Source organism: Nodularia harveyana UHCC-0300, assembly GCF_034931085.1.
Lineage (GTDB): Bacteria > Cyanobacteriota > Cyanobacteriia > Cyanobacteriales > Nostocaceae > Nodularia > Nodularia harveyana.
This window is the reverse complement of sequence record NZ_JAYGHG010000001.1, coordinates 244,028-264,164: the sequence shown is the minus strand read 5'-3', so window position 1 is coordinate 264,164 and position 20,137 is coordinate 244,028. Positions and strand designations below refer to the sequence as shown.

Sequence of the window (20,137 nt, the reverse complement as noted above, 5' to 3'; positions counted from 1 at the left end):
TTTGCATGAGTTCCAATCCAGCATTGTGTAGCGCGATCGCCTATCATATTTCTACCAGTCCCCAAGGGCGAATTACTTTCGCTGACTTTATGGAGATGGCTTTATATCATCCTGAATACGGTTACTATTCCAGTCATGCTGTGAAAATTGGATTTCAGGGTGGTGATTTTTTTACTTCGCCTCATCTCGGTGCTGATTTTGGGGAGTTACTGGCGGTACAGTTTTTGCAGATGTGGGAGATTTTAGGCTGTCCTGTACCTTTTTCGGTGGTGGAAATGGGAGCGGGTACAGGTCTATTGGCTAGGCATATTCTCAGTTATTATCAGCTACATGATCCCGATTTTTTGGCGGCGCTGGATTATGTGATTGTGGAGAAGTCGCCAGGATTAAAGCAGGAACAGCAGGAACGGTTGCAAGATTTTTCTGTGCGTTGGTGTAATTTAGCAGATATCCCTAGTGAGTCGATGACTGGCTGCTTTTTTTCTAATGAATTGGTGGATGCTTTCCCGGTACATCAGTTTATTTTAGAGTCTGGGGAGTTGCGGGAAGTTTATGTGACAACGCACAAGGATGAGTCTGAGACGTTTTTTGTGGAGGTGACGGGGGAAGTTTCTACGCCGGAATTGCGAAAGTATTTGGATTTAGTGGGAATTGATTTGGCTGCTGGCGGTTATGAAGATGGCTATCGCAGTGAAATTAATTTGGCTGCTGGTGATTGGTTGGGTAGTGTAGCGGACTGCTTGCATCGGGGGTATGTGATAACTATTGATTATGGCTACCCGGCTGATCGTTATTATAATCCCAGGCGATCGCAAGGAAGTTTACAGTGTTATTTCAACCATCGCTACCACGATAACCCTTATGTCAACATTGGTGAGCAAGATATCACCGCCCATGTTGATTTTACAGCTTTGGAACGCTGGGGCGATCGCTTCAATTTACAAAAAATTGGGTTTATTCAGCAAGGTTTATTTTTAATGGCTTTGGGTTTAGGCGATCGCATTGCAGCTCTTTCTCATCAAGAAGTTCCCATCTCACAACTGCTACAACGGCGGGAAGCATTACACAGCCTCATAGATCCTACCGCATTAGGTGGCTTTGGAGTTTTAATTCAATGCAAAGGACTCCAACAGAAAGAAATAGCCCAACCAATCAAAGGGCTGACCATCCCCAACTAAAATTGAGAAACATTAAAACAGTCTTGAGGAATGCTAGCTCACCCTGATATAGATTAGGATGACATTGAATACTGTGCAGATTCAGCTAATAGGAAAGTATTAATTATGACGGCTCATGAACTATTCTTATTGATAACACTACTTAGCCCTGGCATTTTACTTTCAGTGATCATTATGGTGACATTTGCCGCCGGTGGCTGATTGTCAGCAAGTCATCTGTGAACAGTTATCTCTGGACAAAGATAATTGTTCACTAAGCGTACAATCAAACAATGGAAACGCGATATCTACGACTGGCTACACCTAAGCTGTACCAAAGGAACTTAAACAATGAAGGTGGCATTTCTGGGAACTGGACTGATGGGATTACCGATGGCTCAACGGTTGTTAGCAGCCAACATCGAGCTAGTAGCGTACAATCGCACCCCAGAAAAATTAGCCCCATTACAGGCTGCTGGTGCGGAAATTGTCACACATCCCCGCCTAGCAATTCGGCAAGCTGAGTGCATTATTCTCATGCTGACTAACGCCGCCGCAATTTATCATGTTTTGCTTTCTGATACTTCTTGGCGCACCCTAGAAGGGCGAACTGTGATTCAAATGGGGACTATTACCTCTACAGAAAGCAAAGAAATTCGAGATGCGGTAATTGGTGGCGGTGGCGAGTATATGGAAGCTCCAGTATTAGGTAGTATTCCCGAAGCTAAAGACGGTAAACTGATTGTCATGGTAGGGGCTGAAGAAAGACAATATCAACGCCATTTACCGCTACTGAAAAATTTTGGCGCAGAACCTGTACTAGTAGGTCCAGTGGGTGCGGCTTCGGGGGTGAAGTTAGCACTAAATCAACTAATTGCTTCCCTAACAACTAGCTTTGCTCTCAGTTTGGCCTTTGTGGAACGTCAAGGTATCAACATAGATTTATTTATGCAAATCCTGCGCGAAAGTTCACTTTATGCGCCTACCTTTGATAAGAAATTCCGCCGGATGTTAGATGGCAATTATACCAATCCTAATTTCCCCACAAAACACTTACTCAAAGATACAGATTTGTTTATCTCGGAAGCAAAATCATTAGGTTTGGATCTCGCTAGTATTGAAGCCGTCCGCCAACTTGTACACACAGCCGTGAAAATGTCATTTGCTAATGATGACTACTCTTCCGTATTTTCTGCTATTAACCAATGGGGAGAAGCTAGTGGGGAGTAGGGGTGAGGTGAGTGTGGGGAGTGTGAGGAGTGTGGGGAGTGTGGGAGGTGTGGGGAGTGTGGGGGGAAAGTTTTTTCCAACCCCCAGATCCTAGTCACTAATACAGCACGGCGTAAATAAGGCAACTATTACAAATCAATGAAACGCTTGTAGTATTGGAATTACGAATTACGAATTACGAATTACACTACAACCACGCCTAGCGCTCCTCCTAATGCTGCAAACATGGCGGAAACGAAAGCCGTGAGGAATAACCACCAAGAAGCTGTGGCGGCGGCTTTACGGGTTTCTTCTGCTTGGTGTTGTGCTTGATGTTTGACTTCTTCTAGGCGGCGTTGTGTTTCCTGTTGTAGACGTTCGGCTCGTTGTAATACTGTGTTACGCGCCCGTTCAATTTGGTCAATAACTCGGTTGACATCTGCTTCAGAAATGTCATCACGGGAACTCATAATCGCCACTAGGGTATTGCGATCAAAAGATGATAGGCGATCGCGTAACGCTTCAAACCCAGCCTGTGGATCATCAAAGAAACTGCGAACATCCCGCTTAATGCCATCATAGTTGAGTTCGGGGCGTTCCAAGGAGTTGAGATAGTTCCGAATCCGGGCAAAAATCCCTTCTATAACATTTTGAATCCGCCGTTCTATCCCCCGAACCTGTTCGAGAAATTGATCGCGCACAGAGAGGATATTATCAGCAATTCTGGCGGCTTCTGCATCGGTGATATCTTCCCGAATTTTCAGCACAGCAATGATGGTGTCACGGTCGAAATGCGCCAGGCGATCGCTCAAAGTTTCCATGCCCACGAGCGGATCATGCAACAATAATTGTAAATCCCGTTTGATACCTTCTGGGTTAAGTTCTTCTTTACCCGTTTGTCGCAAATAATCGGCTAAATAAGCTGGGAATGTGGCTATTTTTTGCTGTGTACGCACAGCCAGACGACGAGGCGCACCCACAATATTCCGAATCGAACTCTGGACTACATCAATAACCTCATTTACCTGCTGTTCACTCAAATCTCGCCGTTGACTGAGTAACTGCACTAAAGTATCTCTGTCTACCTCAGACAAACGACGGCGCAGGGCTACAACTCCCTCTTTGGGTTTAGCAAATAATCTGTTAATATCTCGTTGAATGTCTTCTGGATTTAGTTCTTCTTTTCCAGTATTGCGTAAGTAATCAGCGATGGTAGTGGTGACAGAATCATACTTGTCATGAGCTTTGGCTGCCAACCCTCGCGGTGTATCTTTGATACTATGCCAAGAGTCTTCCACAGCATGAATAATTTGATTAACTTGCTGTTCACTCAAATCTGGGCGTTGACTCAATAACTGTACTAAACTATCACGGTCAAAGCGAGCTAATCGGGCGCGGATAGCGATGATTCCCGCTTGAGGATCTTCTAGCAGCTTTTGTAAATCGGCGCGAATCCCATCAGGGTTTAACTCAGCTTTTCCGGTATTCCGCAGATGTGATTCAACATTCAACCACAAGCTTTCCGCTTGATATTTAGCTTGTTCTCTCAATCCTTGAGATTCTACCAAAACGCGATCGCGCTGCTTTTCTAACTCATTAATAATTGGGTCTACTTCTTCCAGTTGAATATCACTGCGCGATCGCAAGATTTTCCCCATTACCTGAGACTTACATTGCGCTAGTCGTAGGGAAAGAGTCTCGTAATCTGCTTCTGGATCTGATAATAATGGTTTAAAGTCACGCTCAATCCCTTCTGGAGTCAAATCTGCTTTCTTGGTAAGAATTAAATAACTTTCTATTCGCTGTTGTAAGTCTTGGAGAATTTCTTTTTCTGACGCAGCGCTAACTGTAAATAATACTTTTTGACGCACAGTTTCCAACTGGTCAGCAATACCTTGGATTTGTCCTTGGGTTAACAGTCCCCGTTGTTGCAGAGTATGGGCAAAATTTCGGCGAGACAGTCGCTCTAGTTCGTTTTTAACTATACCAGGATCGGCGGCTGGGTCATATATCACATCCCGAAATTCCTCAGCAATTTTCTCTGGACTCAATTGCCAAGCATAAGTGTTCAGGAGGTAATTTTCCACATCAGCCCGAATGGGGCTATAGGGTTGTGATGGTAAGAGTAAACCTAGTTTATCAGCTTGTGTAGTGGCTTTTTCTTTAGCTGTGGAGAGCGATCGCCAAATTTTTTCCACATCCAGATCCGATAAATCCGCCCTTTTTAACACAATACCAATCAATGGAGTAATTACCTGTGGCAAAGCCTGTTGCATCAAACCGGGTTTTTCTCCTACTGATGCTGACTGAGAACTCCGCATTTGTGCAATTAACCGATCCAATTTAGCATTTAGTTCATCAGTCTTCCCTTCTCCTGGTGGTAGTGACTTGAGATAACTGACTAACTCAGCTAAATCATCTTGAGTAGGTTGTTGCTGACCAACTACCTGTTGCCAAACATTGTATAAAACATCGCTGATTCGGTTGACATCTCGCGGAGAAAAATCAGTGCGACTACTGACTAAATCCATAAACTTTTGGCGGTCAATATTACGCAGGTCTGGACTCCCCGCCACCCCTTGTAATTGCGGATCTTTGAGTAAATTTTCAAACTCCCCGCGAATCCCAGATATATCCAATTCTGGGGGACGTAACTGATCTAAGTAATCTTGTATATTTTCCTGAATAATAGTCGGATCAAAACCATTACCTAATTCCCGACGCACAGCCGAGGCCGCCGCTTCAGCCGTTGCTACCACTTGCTGATTCACCGCTTTAGTACCCAATGCAGACGTAGCAGTCCCCATAATCGCTTGAAAACCAGAAGTAGCAGAATTGACGACCGAACCAACCAGGGAACCCACAGTCGTAGAACTCACCCACACCAGCAGCAAAAAATATGCACCCCAAATTACTAATCCTAAAATTGCCCCTAGTCTGGGGTCTAAAACCAGTAGACTTAATTTAACTGCCAGAAAACAAGCAGTTAATAAAGCAATAGTCACAGTTACTAAAGTCCACAAACCAAGTGCTGTACCAATTCGGTGAATCTTACCGCCGAAACCTCCCACCTCACTCTGGTCTATTTCATCAGCATGAGATGGTCGTCCCAAGTAGGAAATACCAGCCGCGACTGAAAGGTTAGTTAATACTAATTGGAAAGCAAAAGCGAGGATGACACCAGAGATTAAAGCCACAAAAAAGCGCGGACCAGAATTGATAACTGATGCTTGCGCTGGTGTAATTCCCGTAGGAACTATTGGAGTTTGTGCCATCCACCATAGTGGCTGATAAACTTCTAATATGTTGTCCGTAGATTCAAACATTATTTGTCCTTAATTAAGTTAAAATTTATGGAGCAGGATTTATTTGTTTTTGCATCTCCGGTAATACAACACTATTCATAAGTTTTAGAATCCTGTAATTTAGCCATTTCATACATCCATCTCAAGTTGGAAAGACATATCTATCTAGAGACAGAAAAATGATAATTCAAAGAAAATAATATATGTTATTAAATTAGACTCAAGAGGTTTTATTGTACTTTAAAATATTTAATTATCACAAAAATATGCTTCATATCTATAGAAATTCTAAATAAGACATGAAAACCCCGAATTTCTCTACCTCTGCGCTCTCTGTGTCTCTGTGGTATGCCTAACGCCACGCTCTGCGAACGTTAAAAATTCGGTTCTTACGTCTCTTTTATAATAATTGAGGATGGTTATCAGGACTTACGCAAAATCTACGTTTTCTTGGCGTTCTTGGCGGTATGCGCTTCGCGCACGCTACGCGAACGATAAATCAAGATTTTTGGCAATTGTTGCGTAAGTCCTAGTTATGAAGAGTCATGGCATAATTTTAAGTAAAATGCCTACTGAATAAGGATTTTAACAATTTTGAAGCTGGTTTCCCATAAAAATCATCGAAGAACCATAAATTTTAAATTTAAATCATAATAAATTTTGTTTTTTCAACTTAAATAAAGCATCCTCCGCAGCTGCTTTTTCAGCATTTTTTATATTACGTCCGTGACCTACTCCATATTCTTTTTCCAGTACAAATACTGTCGCTTTATATTCTGGTGCGTGAGACACACCACCTACTTGTACCGTGACATATTCGGGAAGAGTTGGAGGTGGAAAGTTACGTTGTACCCATTCCTGAAAGCGATTTTTCGAGTCTACATTAGAGCGAGATACAACGATTTCCTCCGGTACACCATCAAACAATGGTTCAACTACAGCACGAACTATTTCAACATTGCAATTATTATCTAAATAATAAGCACCAACAACTGCTTCAAAGGTACAACTAAGCAAATTAGGATTTTGGTAGCCACCATCGCGGATTGCACCTTTTCCCAACCGCATCCTGAAGTCCAAACCCACCTCAATCGCAAATTTTGCTAGTTGCTTCTCATCCACCAGTGCGGAACGTCTTCGGGTTAATTCATCTTCTGCTTTATCTGGGTGACAGCGATAGAGATATTCACCGCTTAAAAAATTTAATAGCGCATCACCGAGAAATTCCAAACGTTCGTTATGTTCGCCTTCTCCTGGATTTTCATGGACATAAGAACGGTGGGTAAGTGCATGACGGAGAAGTTTTTCATCTTGGAACATTAAAATTTTGTGCATTTTTATATTTTATCTAATTACGAAAATAGTTTCTTGAAAATCAGAAATGTTGTACTGTTTTAAGACAGAAAAGGCTTGTTAGAACCCAGTTAAGTCAATAAACTGGGTTACTCAAAGCTATCTTATGCAGCCAGTCTGTCTGTATTGATCAAAAACAATTCCTCATTTTTTTTCCGAATTTTACCATCTTTGACAGCAGCATTTATAAATTGACTGAAGTTTTTAAACTTTTTACCATCATGTGTGCAGATAGAAGAAAATCCCTGATATTTAGCACAACTCTGACGCATCAATCTATCAATGAAGCCAAATTTTGTTTTCTTGCTTTGGCTTAAAGCAGTTTTAATCGCTTCCGTCAAACAATCTATAGCTTCATTGTAATTAATCTGAGAACAAATAGCAGTGCTTTGAGACTTAGTTTTATTCTGGACTAAGTTATCTAACTCATCTACATAGTGGAAGTTCTCGTTACCAACTAAGTTAATTAACTTTGGACTAGCACTACCTCTTTCAGCAAAAACTATCACTGTTTTACCCAAAGTCTTTAGAACAGAAATTAATCCGGCGAAGTCCCAATCTCCTAATACCAGAATAATTATATTAGGATAAGCAGGTAATTTAGGTGCAAATAATTTTAAACAGTCAGCCATCAATCGATAATCTGCACTGTTTTTTGACCCATCAGGAACATCCACACCAAGAAAACCTAGTTTTTCTAAACTACTCTTGGCAGTATTTTGACTGCTGTGGTGTGAATTATAGTAGACATTTTTGCTAATTACACGCCCTTGGGATTCGGCAAATTGTATTAATAAATCTCCTTTTCCTTTAATTGAGGGGACATTCTGAATATCACAAAAAACGCCAACACAACTTTTTTGTCTGCATTCTAAAGTCTGGGAAACTTGATGAAAGTCTGACATTGTATTTTGTCCAAATTTTAAATTTGCTTTTTGGACAGCATCAAAATCACAAGTTCATAATATTTGCACAAACATCTGTGCTTTTACTGATTTTAGTCTCAGTATTACAAATTCTGCTTCTTACAAAGCCTCTATTCAACCAGGTCAATGAACCTTCTAATCAATATGTATAGGTATTGAGTATCTCGAACACTCATTGAACCAGTGAAATAGAAACTAAGTAAGATACAAAATTAATCTCTCTGAGACAACAATCAGTTTACTTACTAAGATTTTCTCTGTCCTTTACTTATAATCTGATCAAAAAGTAAGTTTGTCAATGGTCAAATGGTAAAAACTAAGTAATTTATTTTATAAATTGGATTAGCTAGCATCAGTATATTATATGAGGATATGCACAGTCGCCAGTCTATGGTTTTAGAGATAAATTAGCCATAGAGTGCTTTATCGGCAAAAAACACAATTAAAACTTTGCGCCTAACGCACTTCGTGCTAGAGCTTACAGCACGCTTCGCTGATGCGTGATAAAAACCATAAATTCAGAGTGCTAAAAATTGTTATGCTAAAAGCCGAGACTCGCTATTGTGCCAACCATGCCCGCGCCTACAATCAACCCCACAATCACAGCCTTCCCCTTGACAGCTGTAGTCGGTCAAGAAGCCATAAAATTAGCCTTGCTGTTAGCAGCAGTTGATCCCGGTTTGGGCGGAGTGGCGATCGCCGGCCGTCGCGGTACGGCAAAATCAGTAATGGCTCGTGCTATCCACGCCTTACTACCACCCATCGAAATTGTTAAAGGTTCCATTAGTAAATGTGACCCCAACTACCCAGAAGATTGGGATGATTATCTGTCAGCAGAATATGAAGATCAAGATACTCAAAATGTCCCCACAGAAATTATTCCAGCACCCTTTGTCCAGATTCCTCTAGGAGTCACAGAAGACAGACTACTAGGATCTGTGGATGTAGAAAAGTCTGTTCAAGAAGGTGATACAATTTTTCAGCCTGGGTTACTCGCCACAGCTAACCGAGGCGTGCTGTATGTGGATGAATTGAATTTATTAGATGACCAAATCTCCAATCAGCTGCTGACAGTATTATCTGAGGGACGTAACCGCATTGAGCGGGAAGGTATTAGTTTTCAGCACGCTTGCAAATCCTTATTTATCGCCACCTATAACCCAGAAGAAGGTGCATTACGGGAGCATTTATTAGATAGAATTGCCATTTCTCTTTCTGCTGATGGTGTTCTCGGCCTAGATCAAAGAGTATCAGCTGTAGAGCAAGCGATCGCCTATTCTAAATCTCCCCAAGACTTTCTCGAACAATACGAAGAAGACCTAGACGGGCTAAAAACCCAAATTATCCTAGCGCGGGAATGGTTGAAAGAAGTAACCATCAGTCAGGAACAAATTACCTATTTAGTAAATGAAGCCATTCGCGGAGGAGTCCAAGGACATCGCGCCGAATTATTCGCCGTGCGTGTCGCCAAAGCCGCCGCAGCCTTAGAAGGAAGAACCGCAGTTAATGCCGAAGACCTCCGCCGGGCTGTAGAATTTGTGATTGTCCCCCGTTCCACAATCGTCCAGACTCCACCACCAGACCAACCACCCCCACCACCACCACCACCTCAGAATCAAGAAGAAGAAGAAGACCAGGAAAATCAAGAGGAAAACGAAGAACAAGAAGAACAGGAACAGGAAGAACAGGAAGAACCAGAACAACAACCCCCTGATATCCCAGAGGAATTTATTTTTGATCCTGAAGGGGTAATTATGGATGAAAGCGTCCTTTATTTTGCCCAAACTGCCAAAAGACAAGGAAAATCTGGCAGTCGCAGCATTATCTTTTCCGATGACCGGGGACGCTACATCAAGCCCATGTTACCCAAAGGTAAAGTGCGCCGCATCGCCGTAGATGCCACACTCAGAGCAGCTGCACCCTATCAAAAAGCCAGACGAGCCAGACAACCAAATAAAAAAGTTGTGGTGGAGCAAGGTGATATCCGTTCCAAGCGGTTAATCCGCAAAGCCGGAGCCTTGGTAGTATTTGTCGTGGATGCTTCTGGTTCAATGGCTCTCAACCGGATGCAATCAGCTAAAGGTGCTGTTATGCAACTGTTAACAGAAGCCTATCAAAACCGTGACCAAGTAGCCTTGATTCCCTTCCGAGGAGAACAAGCTGAAGTTTTATTACCCCCCACACGTTCCATTGCTTTGGCACGTAACCGCCTAGAAAGGCTACCTTGTGGCGGTGGTTCCCCCCTCGCACATGGTTTAACTCAAGCAGTGCGGGTGGGTGTAAATGCCCAGATGAGCGGAGATATTGGGCAAGTTGTGATTGTCGCCATCACTGATGGTAGGGGTAATATTCCGCTAGGGCGTTCTTTGGGTGAACAATTAGAACCAGGGGAAAAACCAGATATCAAAGGGGAATTATTAGATATTGCTGCCAGAATTAGAGCCTTGGGGATACAGTTATTAGTAATTGATACCGAGAGTAAGTTTGTCTCTACTGGTTTTGCGAAAGAATTAGCGCAAACAGCCGCAGGTAAATATTATAATTTGCCCAAAGCCAGTGATAAAACTATTGCTGCCATGACTAAAGGTGCGATCGCTGATCTAAAATCTCGATAACTTAGTCATTAGCCTTTCGGCTACGCTCAGGGTAAATCATTAGTCATTGGTCATGAATAGACCTTTGACTTTTGACTAAGTAGGTGGATGGAAAAAACCGAAATATCTCCCTGTTCCCTGTTCCCTTCTCATAAAAACATTTTTCAAGATCCAGTGGGTACTGTTTGCGGTTGTAGATAGCAAATAAGATCCTGAATACCTTTTTGCAAATATCGCGTCACCGTCATGGGACTAGTACCAATCTTCTTCGCCGCATCCTTGCGAGACAGTTCCTTTAAAAATACCATTTCCACAGCCATCCGAGGCTTGTCCTCTAACATATTAATAGCCCCTTGGAGTTGTTGTCGTTCTTCATCTTGTTGGCGTAGCGCAGTAGAACGAGGACAAGGAAGCGCCTCACCCAGGGTAACGTGGCAATCTACATAATGAACTGCGGTAGCATCTAAACTTAAAGGCATCCGATTTTGCGCCGCCAACTTCGTTTCTTGCCATTCCTGCACAGATACTTGGAGATGTTCCGCAATTTCTGCATCTCTGGGAGAGCGACCCAAGGTAACTGATAATTCCTTGCGAACTCTTTGCCCTTCGTTGTACAGTTCTTGCCAACGGCGAGGGATTTTTAATAGACTACTGCGATCGCGTAAAAAGTGCAGCATCTCACCACGAATATATGGCACAGCAAAAGAACTAAATGCATATCCTTGACTAGGGTCGAAGCGTTCAATTGCCCTAATTAGCCCAAAATAACCGATTTGCTCTAAATCTTCATAAGGCTCATGACATTGATAGCTGAACTTATGAGCTATCTTTCTCACCAAGCCAGTATGTAACTGCACCAGTTGATTACGAAGTTTAATAGAAGGATTTTGGTGGTATAAGTGCAATAACTCCATACCATCAATTCGCATAGAGGACTCACCTGTGGCCATAATATAGAAATTCCTTTTTTAGAACTCCTTTTTTTTTCAGAAAATGGAGCTGCGTATACTGCCTTTTAATCTGTCATTATTTTCCTTAGTCAAGGCTGAATAAACCATCGTCGTTTTACTGAAATTACGAAAATATCTACGTGCGTAATCAGTATTTATACGTATTTTTTTGTATTTTCATCTGTTGAAAGCTATGTTTTCCTACGCTTGATGATTAATCCCAAAAAAAATATGTCATTTTTGCCAAACCATCTAGCTATTTATCCTGAAAAATCAATACCTAACACAATAGCCATATTTCCACCTGAGTCCCATCCTCAGTTGATCTGAATTTTGGTCGTTCAGCATAAAAATTGGTAAAAATGGAACTAAAGCCGATATAAATTTCAAAAAAAATCACCTATGAGCAATTCCAGCAACTTCCGTAACGCCATACAAGAGGCTAAAACTCATGCCCTCATTGGCCCCAACGTCATTGCCAACGCCCTACCCTATGTGGGCGGAGGTCTTGTACTCACAGCAGTGGGAACCTATGGCGGTCTGAACGTCATTCGTACCAACCCCAGTATTTTCTTTCCCACCTTCATCGGTGCAATGATTGTGGAATTAATTCTGTTCTTTGTTGCCCGAAATGTTGCCGAAAAAGGTAACAAAACCTTAGCACTACCACTACTAGCAACCTACGGTCTATTATCGGGATATACCCTCAGTGGCTTGGTATTCCTGGCCTTACGAACCCAAGGTGTTGGCATTCAAGGCATTGGTTTAGCAGCCCTTGGTTGTGGCGTTACTTTTATTGTCGCCCGCCAAATTGGTTCCAACCTCTCCGAAGAAGATGGCATGGCTTTGACCAAAACTATCAGTTTAGGTGTAATTGCCTTAGTTGTAGTTTGTCTAGCCCAATTTGCATTTGCTCTGTTTGGTATTTACACCCCCAGTTGGTTAGAAATTGGTATCTCAGGTTTAGGAGTTTTCCTATTTGTCGGCGTATCTGTAGTTGATTTCTACATCTTGCCCCGTAGTTATAGAGATGATCAATATCTACCTGCTGCCTTATCTATGTACCTCACCTATATCAATCTATTTGTCTTTATCTTGCGCTTGCTAATTGCCATCAACGGTCGTGACTAAGCACCCATAAAAATTAATAGTCAACCGTGGTTCACATAAAGTAGCCACGGTTTTTTTTAATAAGATCAAGAATGAGAATTTTATACTACAATAATTAATTGACCTTCTTTAGCAAGCACTATGGAAGTATTAGAACTCAAGCGCGAAATCGAAATATTGTCCGGTCGTCTGGGTAAAGCCCAGGACTATCTTTGACATACCTGCACTCAATGCCAAAATTAACGATTTAGAACAAATAGCAGCACAGCCAGAATTTTGGAACGATCAAAATCAAGCACAAAAAACGCTGCAAGAACTGAACGAACTCAAAGCCCACCTCCAGCAATATCAGCAATGGCGTTCTAATCTGGAAGACACCAAAGCAGTTTTTGAGCTATTGGAGTTAGAAACCGACGCTGCACTATTGCAAGAAGCGGAATCTACAGTCACAAAGCTCAATCGTGAACTTGACCAGTGGGAATTACAACAGTTACTTTCTGAACCCTATGATGCTGAAGGGGCATTACTCACAATTAATGCTGGTGCTGGTGGCACAGATGCTCAAGACTGGGCTTTTATGTTGATGCGGATGTACACCCGGTGGGCAGAAGACCACGGCTACAAAGTTACTTTAGCCGAAGAATCAGAGGGTGATGAAGCTGGGATTAAATCAGCAACGCTGGAAATTACTGGTCGTTACGCCTATGGTTATCTGCGATCGGAAACAGGCACACATCGCTTAGTACGCATCTCACCTTTTAATGCCAACGGTAAGCGGCAAACCAGTTTTGCTGGTGTAGAAATTATGCCCCAGTTAGATAACTCCGTGCAACTGGATATTCCTGACAAGGATTTGGAAATTACTACATCCAGGGCTGGTGGTAAAGGTGGGCAAAACGTTAACAAAGTGGAAACAGCAGTGCGAATTGTTCACATCCCCACTGGTGTTGCCGTTAGGTGTACAGAAGAACGCTCCCAGCTACAAAATAAAGATAAAGCCCTCGCCCGCCTCAAGGCTAAACTGCTGGTAATTGCCAGGGAGCAAAAAGCCCAAGAAGTGGCCGAAATTAGAGGTGATATGGTGGAAGCTTCTTGGGGAAACCAAATTCGTAACTATGTGTTTCATCCTTACCAAATGGTGAAGGATTTGCGGACAAACGTGGAAACCACGGCCATTTCTGATGTCATGGATGGGGACCTTGATTTGTTTATTCAAGGCTATCTACGGCAAGAAAGCCAGCTAGTAGAAAATACTCCTGCTTAGGCAAGGGAGTTAATTCGACTTACTTCGACTTACTTCGACTGCGCTCAGTACAAGTTGCTCAGTAATCGGGGGAGTAGGAAATTAATAGTCTCTTCTCCCCCAAAATCACCAAAATGGCCATCTAACCCCTGAGAAACTGTTAGATTTATATTATCTACAAAAGTTTTGTAATCAAATTATTATGAGCAACTCCCCCACAGAAACTAAACCTAGCTATGTCAAACTTGCCATGCGAAACATGGTGCGAAAGGGAGGCACTTCCATCAAGCATTTTGCCCTCACTTCTGTAGGGCTTTTAGCTGTGTTAGTGGGTTTGGCTTACCTGACTCGCTAAAAACAAATTAAAATCCCCAGATGTGAGGAGATTTGATAACTGGTGCAAGTTGAATTAGATGTGCAGGATTTGTTTTATGAATCATCCTCAAAAACAGCTATAAATGCTGGGGATGAAGAGACGCGGGTTAGTCCAGAAACATGGGAAGACTGGTTCCAGTGCTGGTTGGAAACTTTAGAGCCGGATATTCCACCAGCCCCAATTTATGAAATTGGGCTGCGATTAACAGATGATGCGGAAGTTCAGTCATTGAATGCTCAATATCGTGATCAAGATAAACCAACAGATGTTTTATCTTTTGCGGCGTTAGAGGTAGATTTTCCTGACATTCCGGAAATGGTGGGAGCGCCTTTGTATCTAGGTGATATTGTAATTTCGATAAATACGGCTCAACGTCAAGCTGTACAGCAAGGACATACTTTGCCTACAGAATTAGCTTGGTTAGCTGCCCACGGGCTGCTGCATCTGTTGGGTTGGGATCATCCAGATGAAGAGCAGTTAATGCAAATGATTCAACAGCAAGTAATTTTACTGAAAAAAATTAGTATTGATATTGACATAGAATATTAAAGATTCTTGATGTCAGTAAATGTTTATAATATTTCTGTAGAAAATTGCTTTAAGATTGATTGCATGATAAGAAAATCGGAAAATCTGTGAAATTCTTCTGTAATTACCCTATTATCCTATTTTTAGGCTTATGTCCCCACAAATATCTCCTTCCCCAACACCAAACTGCTTACCAACGCTAATCAGTAAGGAAAGGGAATTTTCTTGGCAAGTTGCCTCTAATTTATTTATTAGCTTTAAATATGCTTGGGCTGGAATCAGCTATAGTTTTCATACTCAGCGTAATTTTCGTATTCATTTGAGTGTATGTGCTTTGGCGATCGCCTTAAGCCTTTTCTTACATCTGCAAGCAGTAGAAATCGCCATCATCGGTATCACCAGTGGTTTAGTGTTGGCATTGGAATTACTGAATACAGCCATCGAATCCCTTGTAGACTTAACCGTAAAGCAGACCTACCATGAATTGGCAAAAGTTGCCAAAGATTGTGCTGCTGGTGCTGTGCTGGTGTCCGCCTTGGTAGCTGTACTAGTTGCGGGTATGCTCTTGTTACCGCCTCTGGTGATTCTCATCATGTCCAAGTTCTAGGTTTACTTGTTATCCCACTCAAACTAGATTGTGTAGATGTCTTCATAATGTTCAATAATTAATGACTATATAGTGGTGATACAAACCAGGAGTTATAGGTTTTGATTATAGTCATTGATAATTATGATAGTTTTACATATAACTTGGTGCAGTATTTCGGAGAATTAGCACCAGAGTTCCCTGTAGCATCAGATATTAAAGTTTTTCGTAACGACAAGATCACAGTAGAGGAAATTCGAGCTTTAAATCCTCATCTTGTAGTCATTTCTCCTGGGCCTGGTCGTCCAGAAAATGCTGGTATCTCTCAAGATGTAATTAAACAGCTAGGTCACAACCTCCCGATTTTAGGTGTCTGTTTGGGGCATCAAAGCATTGGTCAAGTGTTTGGTGGTAAAATCGTTTCGGCCACAGATTTGATGCATGGTAAAACTTCTCAGGTGTCTCACTCTGGCTTAGGTGTTTTCCGAGGATTAGAAAATCCGATGGTCGCCACCAGATATCATAGTCTAGTCATTGACCGTGACACCTGCCCAGAAGTGTTAGAAATTACTGCGTGGGTGGAAGATGGCACGATTATGGGCGTGCGACACCGGAACTATCCTCATATCCAAGGAGTCCAGTTTCATCCAGAGAGTGTTTTAACATCTTCAGGTAAGCAGTTATTACGCAACTTTCTGGAAGAATTAGAATCGAGAGAGTAACAGATGAAACGACGACAATTGATAGGCTATGCTGGGGCGGGGTTAGTCACAGCGTTGGTTACTAACTTGAGTTCCCACCTGAAAGCTGACGCACAATCAAGCGGTTTATCAGTCAAGTGGTTGGGTCATACTTGCTTTCTATTTACTGGTAGCGGGGTGAGAATTCTCGTCAATCCATTTCAGACGATTGGCTGTACAGCTGGCTATCGTCCACCACAAGTTGAGGCTGATTTAGTGATGATTAGCAGTCAATTACTAGATGAAGGTGCGGTGGATGGACTCCCAGGAAACCCTAAACTAGTATATGCACCTGGTGCTTACGAGTTTCAAGGTATTAAGTTACAGGGAGTTGCCATAGACCATGACCGCAAAGGTGGTAGGCAATTTGGGAGAAATACTGCTTGGAGTTGGCAGCAGGGGGGAATTAATATCCTGCATTTAGGGGGCGCTGCTGCACCTATTTCTACTGAACAGAGAATCCTCATGGGTCGCCCAGATGTGGCGCTAATTCCAGTGGGAGGTAGTGATAAAGCGTATAATGCCGAAGAAGCCCAAGCCGCGACTAGGGTATTAAATCCTAAATTGGTGATTCCGACTCACTACCGCACAGAAGCTGCTGATGATGCTGTATGTGATATTTCGCCAGTGGATGAATTTCTTGGTTTGATGCAGGGCATGACTGTACGTCGTAGTAATACGGATACGATTACCCTGAACTCCAGTAATCTCCCGGAAAGTAGTGAAATTCAGCTTTTGACCTACAAATTTTCCGCAAAATAGGGGAAATTAATTAAATCAGTGAACAGTAAAGAAGGCATAAGGTGGGGGATTTAGACCTGACACCTTATGCCTAAAACTAATGGACTTTCAGTTATGTGATGTCTCTTGACTGATAACTGATAACTGATGACTGATAACTGATAACTGATAACTGTTAACTGATAATCTTAGGCAGTTAACCATTCTCCACCAAGTCTATTTTCTTCGGGAACAAAAGACTCAGTTGCAGTTGTGCCATTCATTGTCCAAACTCGGTCTACACCTGTTTGTCCATCACGCCAGTAGATGTCGGTTCTGCCATCACCATTGAAGTCACCGAATGATGGCATCAATGCAGTATCATTGCTGGGTAAGAAAGCTTCGGTAGTGACTGTTGTTCCATCCATTAACCAAGCTGTGTTTTCACCACTTACTTGATTGCGCCAGAAGATATCAGTTTTACCATCACCATTGAAGTCACCAATCTGAGATGTCCAGGATGAGTCTAGGGTTGCTAGTGTGGCTTCGGTGACAAAAATACCGTTCATTGTCCAAACCTTGTTCTCACCGGTTTCTGCATTGCGCCACAATAGGTCGGTGGTTAAGTCACCGTTGAAATCACCCAGGCTGAAGTCCCAGCCAACTTCTTGGGATTGTAGCCCCAGTTCGGTTTTGCTAGTACCATTCATTAACCAAACTTTGTTTTCACCGGTTTCTGTATTGCGCCAGAATATATCGCTTTTGCCATCACCACTGAAGTCAACGACGGTGGGAGCATAGGCTGTCTCTGTGGTGTCTACAATGGCTGCATCAACTACTGTAGTACCATCCATTGTCCAAATGGCATTTTGGCCTGTTTGACCATTATTCCAGAAAATATCGGTTTTGCGATCGCCGTTGAAATCGCCAATTTGAGCTGTCCAATTAGAATCAACTGTTTCTAGGGCAATTGTATTAGCAACTCTTGTACCATCCATTAGTACAATGCGATTGTCTCCTGTTGCCTGATTACGTAACAAGAAGTCAGTCTTACCATCACCATTGAAGTCGGCAATTTCGTAAGTCATGGATGATAGGTCAAATTGACCTAGTGAAGCCTCTTCCATCACTGTTGCGCCATCCATCAGCCGCACAATGATTTCACCTGTTTGAGCATTTACCCACAGCTTATCTGCTTTGCCATTACCGTTAAAATCTGGGACAATTGCTGCACTAGTTAGGTAAGGATTAGGGTTGGGGTTAGCTCCTTGAAATAGACTTGGCAGTGCTGGTATATTGTTTAATGGTGAGGAACTACTACTCGCGGGTAAAGTAGTATTTAATTCTGGGGAAGAATCAGATACTAAAAATGCTGATTTTGCCAAAGATTCATCAAATGAACTCTTTATTGTTTCCTGAAATCCCGAAGAATTTTGCTGCCCAAACATAGTGTATTTTTATGACTTGTTGTCCTACAAGTTTTATCTTTTTAATTAGATGAGTTTCTGTACTTAAAAAACATTTGTTGAGATTTAAAGATTTTATTATAAACATTTTGTTTTTATAAATGTCAGTCTTTATATACAATTTTGATTTTATTGAAAATGGCATTAAAATATCCTTTTTTTAAATAAATTTGACCTTAAAAATAAACTAATATCAGGCTTTGTTGACAATGTAATTAGTGTTTCTAACCTGATTATCATGAAAAATAGATATTTAGATTTCATGACTTTATTATAATTATGAATAAATTTAGAGGTAAACATGGCTTTTTTATCCTCAATCCGGTCAATACAAGAGTTAATTAACCACGGATAAATATAAATTAATTTGTACTTATATTGTGGGTTTATATCTGATTAATTAGATAAATATTGGCTAAAATAATTGTAGTTAGGAAAAACTTTATCCAGTCTACATTTGTCTAAAGTGTAGAATAATACTAAAATCTAAAATTTGATTAGCTATGCAAGCAGAATATCAGCAGCGTCGTGAACAGTTAATGGCAAAAATTGGTAATGGTACTGCTATTTTTTGCAGTGCGCCAATGGCGGTGATGCACAACGATGTCGAATACACTTATCGTCAAGATAGTGATTTTTTCTATTTGACTGGGTTTAATGAACCTCAAACAGTTGCAGTATTAGCGCCACACCATCCAGAACATCAGTTTGTGTTGTTTGTGCAACCAAAGGATCGAGAAAAGGAAGTTTGGACTGGTTATCTTTGTGGGGTGGATGCAGCGAAGGAAATGTATGGTGCAGATGCAGCTTACCCTATTGCTGAACTTGATGAAAAATTGCCCCAGTATTTGGAAAAAGCCGATCGCATATTCTATCATTTAGGACGCGATCGCAATTTTAATGATACTATCCTCAGACATTACCAAAGTTTACTCCGGACTTATCCCAGGCGAGGTACAGGTCCCAAAGGTATTGAAGATCCTGGAATTATTCTCAGCACCATGAGATTAGTTAAAAGCGAAGGGGAATTAAACTTGATGCGCCAAGCCGCAAACATCGCTGTGGAGGCACATAAACGCGCGATGGAAGTTACAGCACCCGGACGTTATGAATACGAAATCCAGGCGGAAATAGAACATATTTTCAGGTTGCGGGGTGGGATGGGGCCAGCTTATCCTTCCATTGTGGCTTCTGGTGCAAATGCCTGTGTATTACATTACATCGAAAATCATCGACAAATGCAGGATCAGGAATTACTGCTGATTGATGCTGGTTGTGCTTATGGTTATTACAACTCTGATATTACCAGGACATTTCCCGTAGGTGGTAAGTTTACACCAGAGCAAAAAACATTATATGAGATTGTTTTAGAGGCGCAAAAACAGGCGATCGCCCAAGTGAAACCCGGTAATACTTTTAACTCTGTACACGACGCAGCAGTCAGAGTTATCACTGAGGGTTTAGTAGAAATTTGCATCCTTAAAGGCGAAATTGATCAGTTAATTGCAGAAGCAAAATATAAACCCTATTATATGCACCGCACCAGTCATTGGTTAGGTTTGGATGTCCATGATGTGGGTGTTTACCAACATGGCGAAGATAAACCGCAGATTTTACAACCCGGTCAAGTGCTAACAGTGGAACCAGGACTTTATATTGTCCCAGATACCAAACTAGCAGAAGACCAACCAGAAACAGACCCGCGCTGGGTAGGGATTGGGATTCGCATTGAAGATGATGTTTTAGTCACACCTACAGGTCATGAAGTCTTAACAGCTGGGGTTCCCAAGGAAGTTGCGGATGTAGAAAGATAAAATCAATGGGATAGTTTACAGTTATCAGTTAAGAGGGATAACTTGTTAACTGTTAACTGT

The 20,137-nt window shown here is 41.9% G+C and carries 16 protein-coding genes; 11 read left to right on the top strand and 5 right to left on the bottom strand.

Annotation, left to right across the window (positions count from 1 at the left end; genetic code table 11):
* Positions 1 to 5 precede the first annotated feature (5 nt).
* Positions 6 to 1,178, top strand: coding sequence for a class I SAM-dependent methyltransferase (locus VB620_RS01160; protein ID WP_323194287.1), 1,173 nt, complete (start codon positions 6 to 8; stop codon positions 1,176 to 1,178).
* Between the two features lie 330 nt (positions 1,179 to 1,508).
* Positions 1,509 to 2,387, top strand: a complete 879-nt coding sequence (locus VB620_RS01155; protein ID WP_323194286.1) for an NAD(P)-dependent oxidoreductase — start codon at positions 1,509 to 1,511, stop codon at positions 2,385 to 2,387.
* A 182-nt stretch (positions 2,388 to 2,569) separates the two neighbouring features.
* Here the strand turns inward: VB620_RS01155 and VB620_RS01150 are convergent, their stop codons facing one another.
* The 3 genes from VB620_RS01150 to VB620_RS01140 all read right to left on the bottom strand — a co-directional run bounded on the left by VB620_RS01150 (position 2,570) and on the right by VB620_RS01140 (position 7,929).
* Complete coding sequence (locus VB620_RS01150) at positions 2,570 to 5,692, bottom strand: MFS transporter (RefSeq protein WP_323194285.1); 3,123 nt, start codon at positions 5,690 to 5,692, stop codon at positions 2,570 to 2,572.
* Between the two features lie 627 nt (positions 5,693 to 6,319).
* Complete coding sequence (gene rnc, locus VB620_RS01145; RefSeq protein WP_323194284.1) at positions 6,320 to 7,006, bottom strand: ribonuclease III; 687 nt, start codon at positions 7,004 to 7,006, stop codon at positions 6,320 to 6,322.
* A 122-nt stretch (positions 7,007 to 7,128) separates the two neighbouring features.
* Positions 7,129 to 7,929: an NYN domain-containing protein gene (locus tag VB620_RS01140; protein ID WP_323194283.1), complete on the bottom strand. Its 801-nt coding sequence runs from the start codon at positions 7,927 to 7,929 to the stop codon at positions 7,129 to 7,131.
* A 593-nt stretch (positions 7,930 to 8,522) separates the two neighbouring features.
* On the opposite strand from VB620_RS01140, the gene bchD reads away from it, so the two are divergent.
* Positions 8,523 to 10,565: a magnesium chelatase ATPase subunit D gene (gene bchD / locus VB620_RS01135; RefSeq protein WP_323194282.1), complete on the top strand. Its 2,043-nt coding sequence runs from the start codon at positions 8,523 to 8,525 to the stop codon at positions 10,563 to 10,565.
* A 143-nt stretch (positions 10,566 to 10,708) separates the two neighbouring features.
* Here bchD and VB620_RS01130 read toward each other — a convergent pair whose 3' ends face one another.
* Complete coding sequence (locus VB620_RS01130; protein ID WP_323194281.1) at positions 10,709 to 11,494, bottom strand: RNA polymerase sigma factor SigF; 786 nt, start codon at positions 11,492 to 11,494, stop codon at positions 10,709 to 10,711.
* A 402-nt stretch (positions 11,495 to 11,896) separates the two neighbouring features.
* Here VB620_RS01130 and VB620_RS01125 point away from each other — a divergent pair, with 402 nt between their 5' ends.
* The 7 genes from VB620_RS01125 to VB620_RS01095 all read left to right on the top strand — a co-directional run bounded on the left by VB620_RS01125 (position 11,897) and on the right by VB620_RS01095 (position 16,839).
* The gene (locus tag VB620_RS01125) at positions 11,897 to 12,625 is read left to right on the top strand and encodes a Bax inhibitor-1/YccA family protein (RefSeq protein WP_323194280.1); all 729 of its coding nucleotides are present in this window, start codon (positions 11,897 to 11,899) and stop codon (positions 12,623 to 12,625) included.
* Positions 12,626 to 12,745: 120 nt separating this feature from the next.
* Positions 12,746 to 13,868 (top strand): peptide chain release factor 2 gene (gene prfB / locus VB620_RS01120; RefSeq protein ID WP_323194279.1). Its coding sequence is split into 2 segments (ribosomal slippage): positions 12,746 to 12,817 and positions 12,819 to 13,868, totalling 1,122 coding nucleotides; the frame shifts between segments, so codons are not numbered across the junction.
* 181 nt (positions 13,869 to 14,049) lie between these two features.
* The gene (locus VB620_RS01115) at positions 14,050 to 14,202 is read left to right on the top strand and encodes a DUF3285 domain-containing protein (RefSeq protein ID WP_323194278.1); all 153 of its coding nucleotides are present in this window, start codon (positions 14,050 to 14,052) and stop codon (positions 14,200 to 14,202) included.
* Between the two features lie 42 nt (positions 14,203 to 14,244).
* Positions 14,245 to 14,772, top strand: a complete 528-nt coding sequence (ybeY, locus tag VB620_RS01110) for an rRNA maturation RNase YbeY (protein ID WP_323194277.1) — start codon at positions 14,245 to 14,247, stop codon at positions 14,770 to 14,772.
* Positions 14,773 to 14,902: 130 nt separating this feature from the next.
* The gene (locus VB620_RS01105; protein WP_323194276.1) at positions 14,903 to 15,358 is read left to right on the top strand and encodes a diacylglycerol kinase family protein; all 456 of its coding nucleotides are present in this window, start codon (positions 14,903 to 14,905) and stop codon (positions 15,356 to 15,358) included.
* Between the two features lie 101 nt (positions 15,359 to 15,459).
* Positions 15,460 to 16,059: an anthranilate synthase component II gene (locus VB620_RS01100; RefSeq protein ID WP_323194275.1), complete on the top strand. Its 600-nt coding sequence runs from the start codon at positions 15,460 to 15,462 to the stop codon at positions 16,057 to 16,059.
* Between the two features lie 3 nt (positions 16,060 to 16,062).
* Positions 16,063 to 16,839, top strand: a complete 777-nt coding sequence (locus tag VB620_RS01095; protein WP_323194274.1) for an MBL fold metallo-hydrolase — start codon at positions 16,063 to 16,065, stop codon at positions 16,837 to 16,839.
* A gap of 167 nt (positions 16,840 to 17,006) precedes the next feature.
* On the opposite strand, the gene VB620_RS01090 is transcribed toward VB620_RS01095, so the two are convergent.
* The gene (locus VB620_RS01090; protein ID WP_323194273.1) at positions 17,007 to 18,245 is read right to left on the bottom strand and encodes an FG-GAP repeat domain-containing protein; all 1,239 of its coding nucleotides are present in this window, start codon (positions 18,243 to 18,245) and stop codon (positions 17,007 to 17,009) included.
* Positions 18,246 to 18,766: 521 nt separating this feature from the next.
* On the opposite strand from VB620_RS01090, the gene VB620_RS01085 reads away from it, so the two are divergent.
* Complete coding sequence (locus VB620_RS01085; RefSeq protein ID WP_323194272.1) at positions 18,767 to 20,077, top strand: aminopeptidase P N-terminal domain-containing protein; 1,311 nt, start codon at positions 18,767 to 18,769, stop codon at positions 20,075 to 20,077.
* The last annotated feature ends 60 nt before the right edge of the window (positions 20,078 to 20,137 follow it).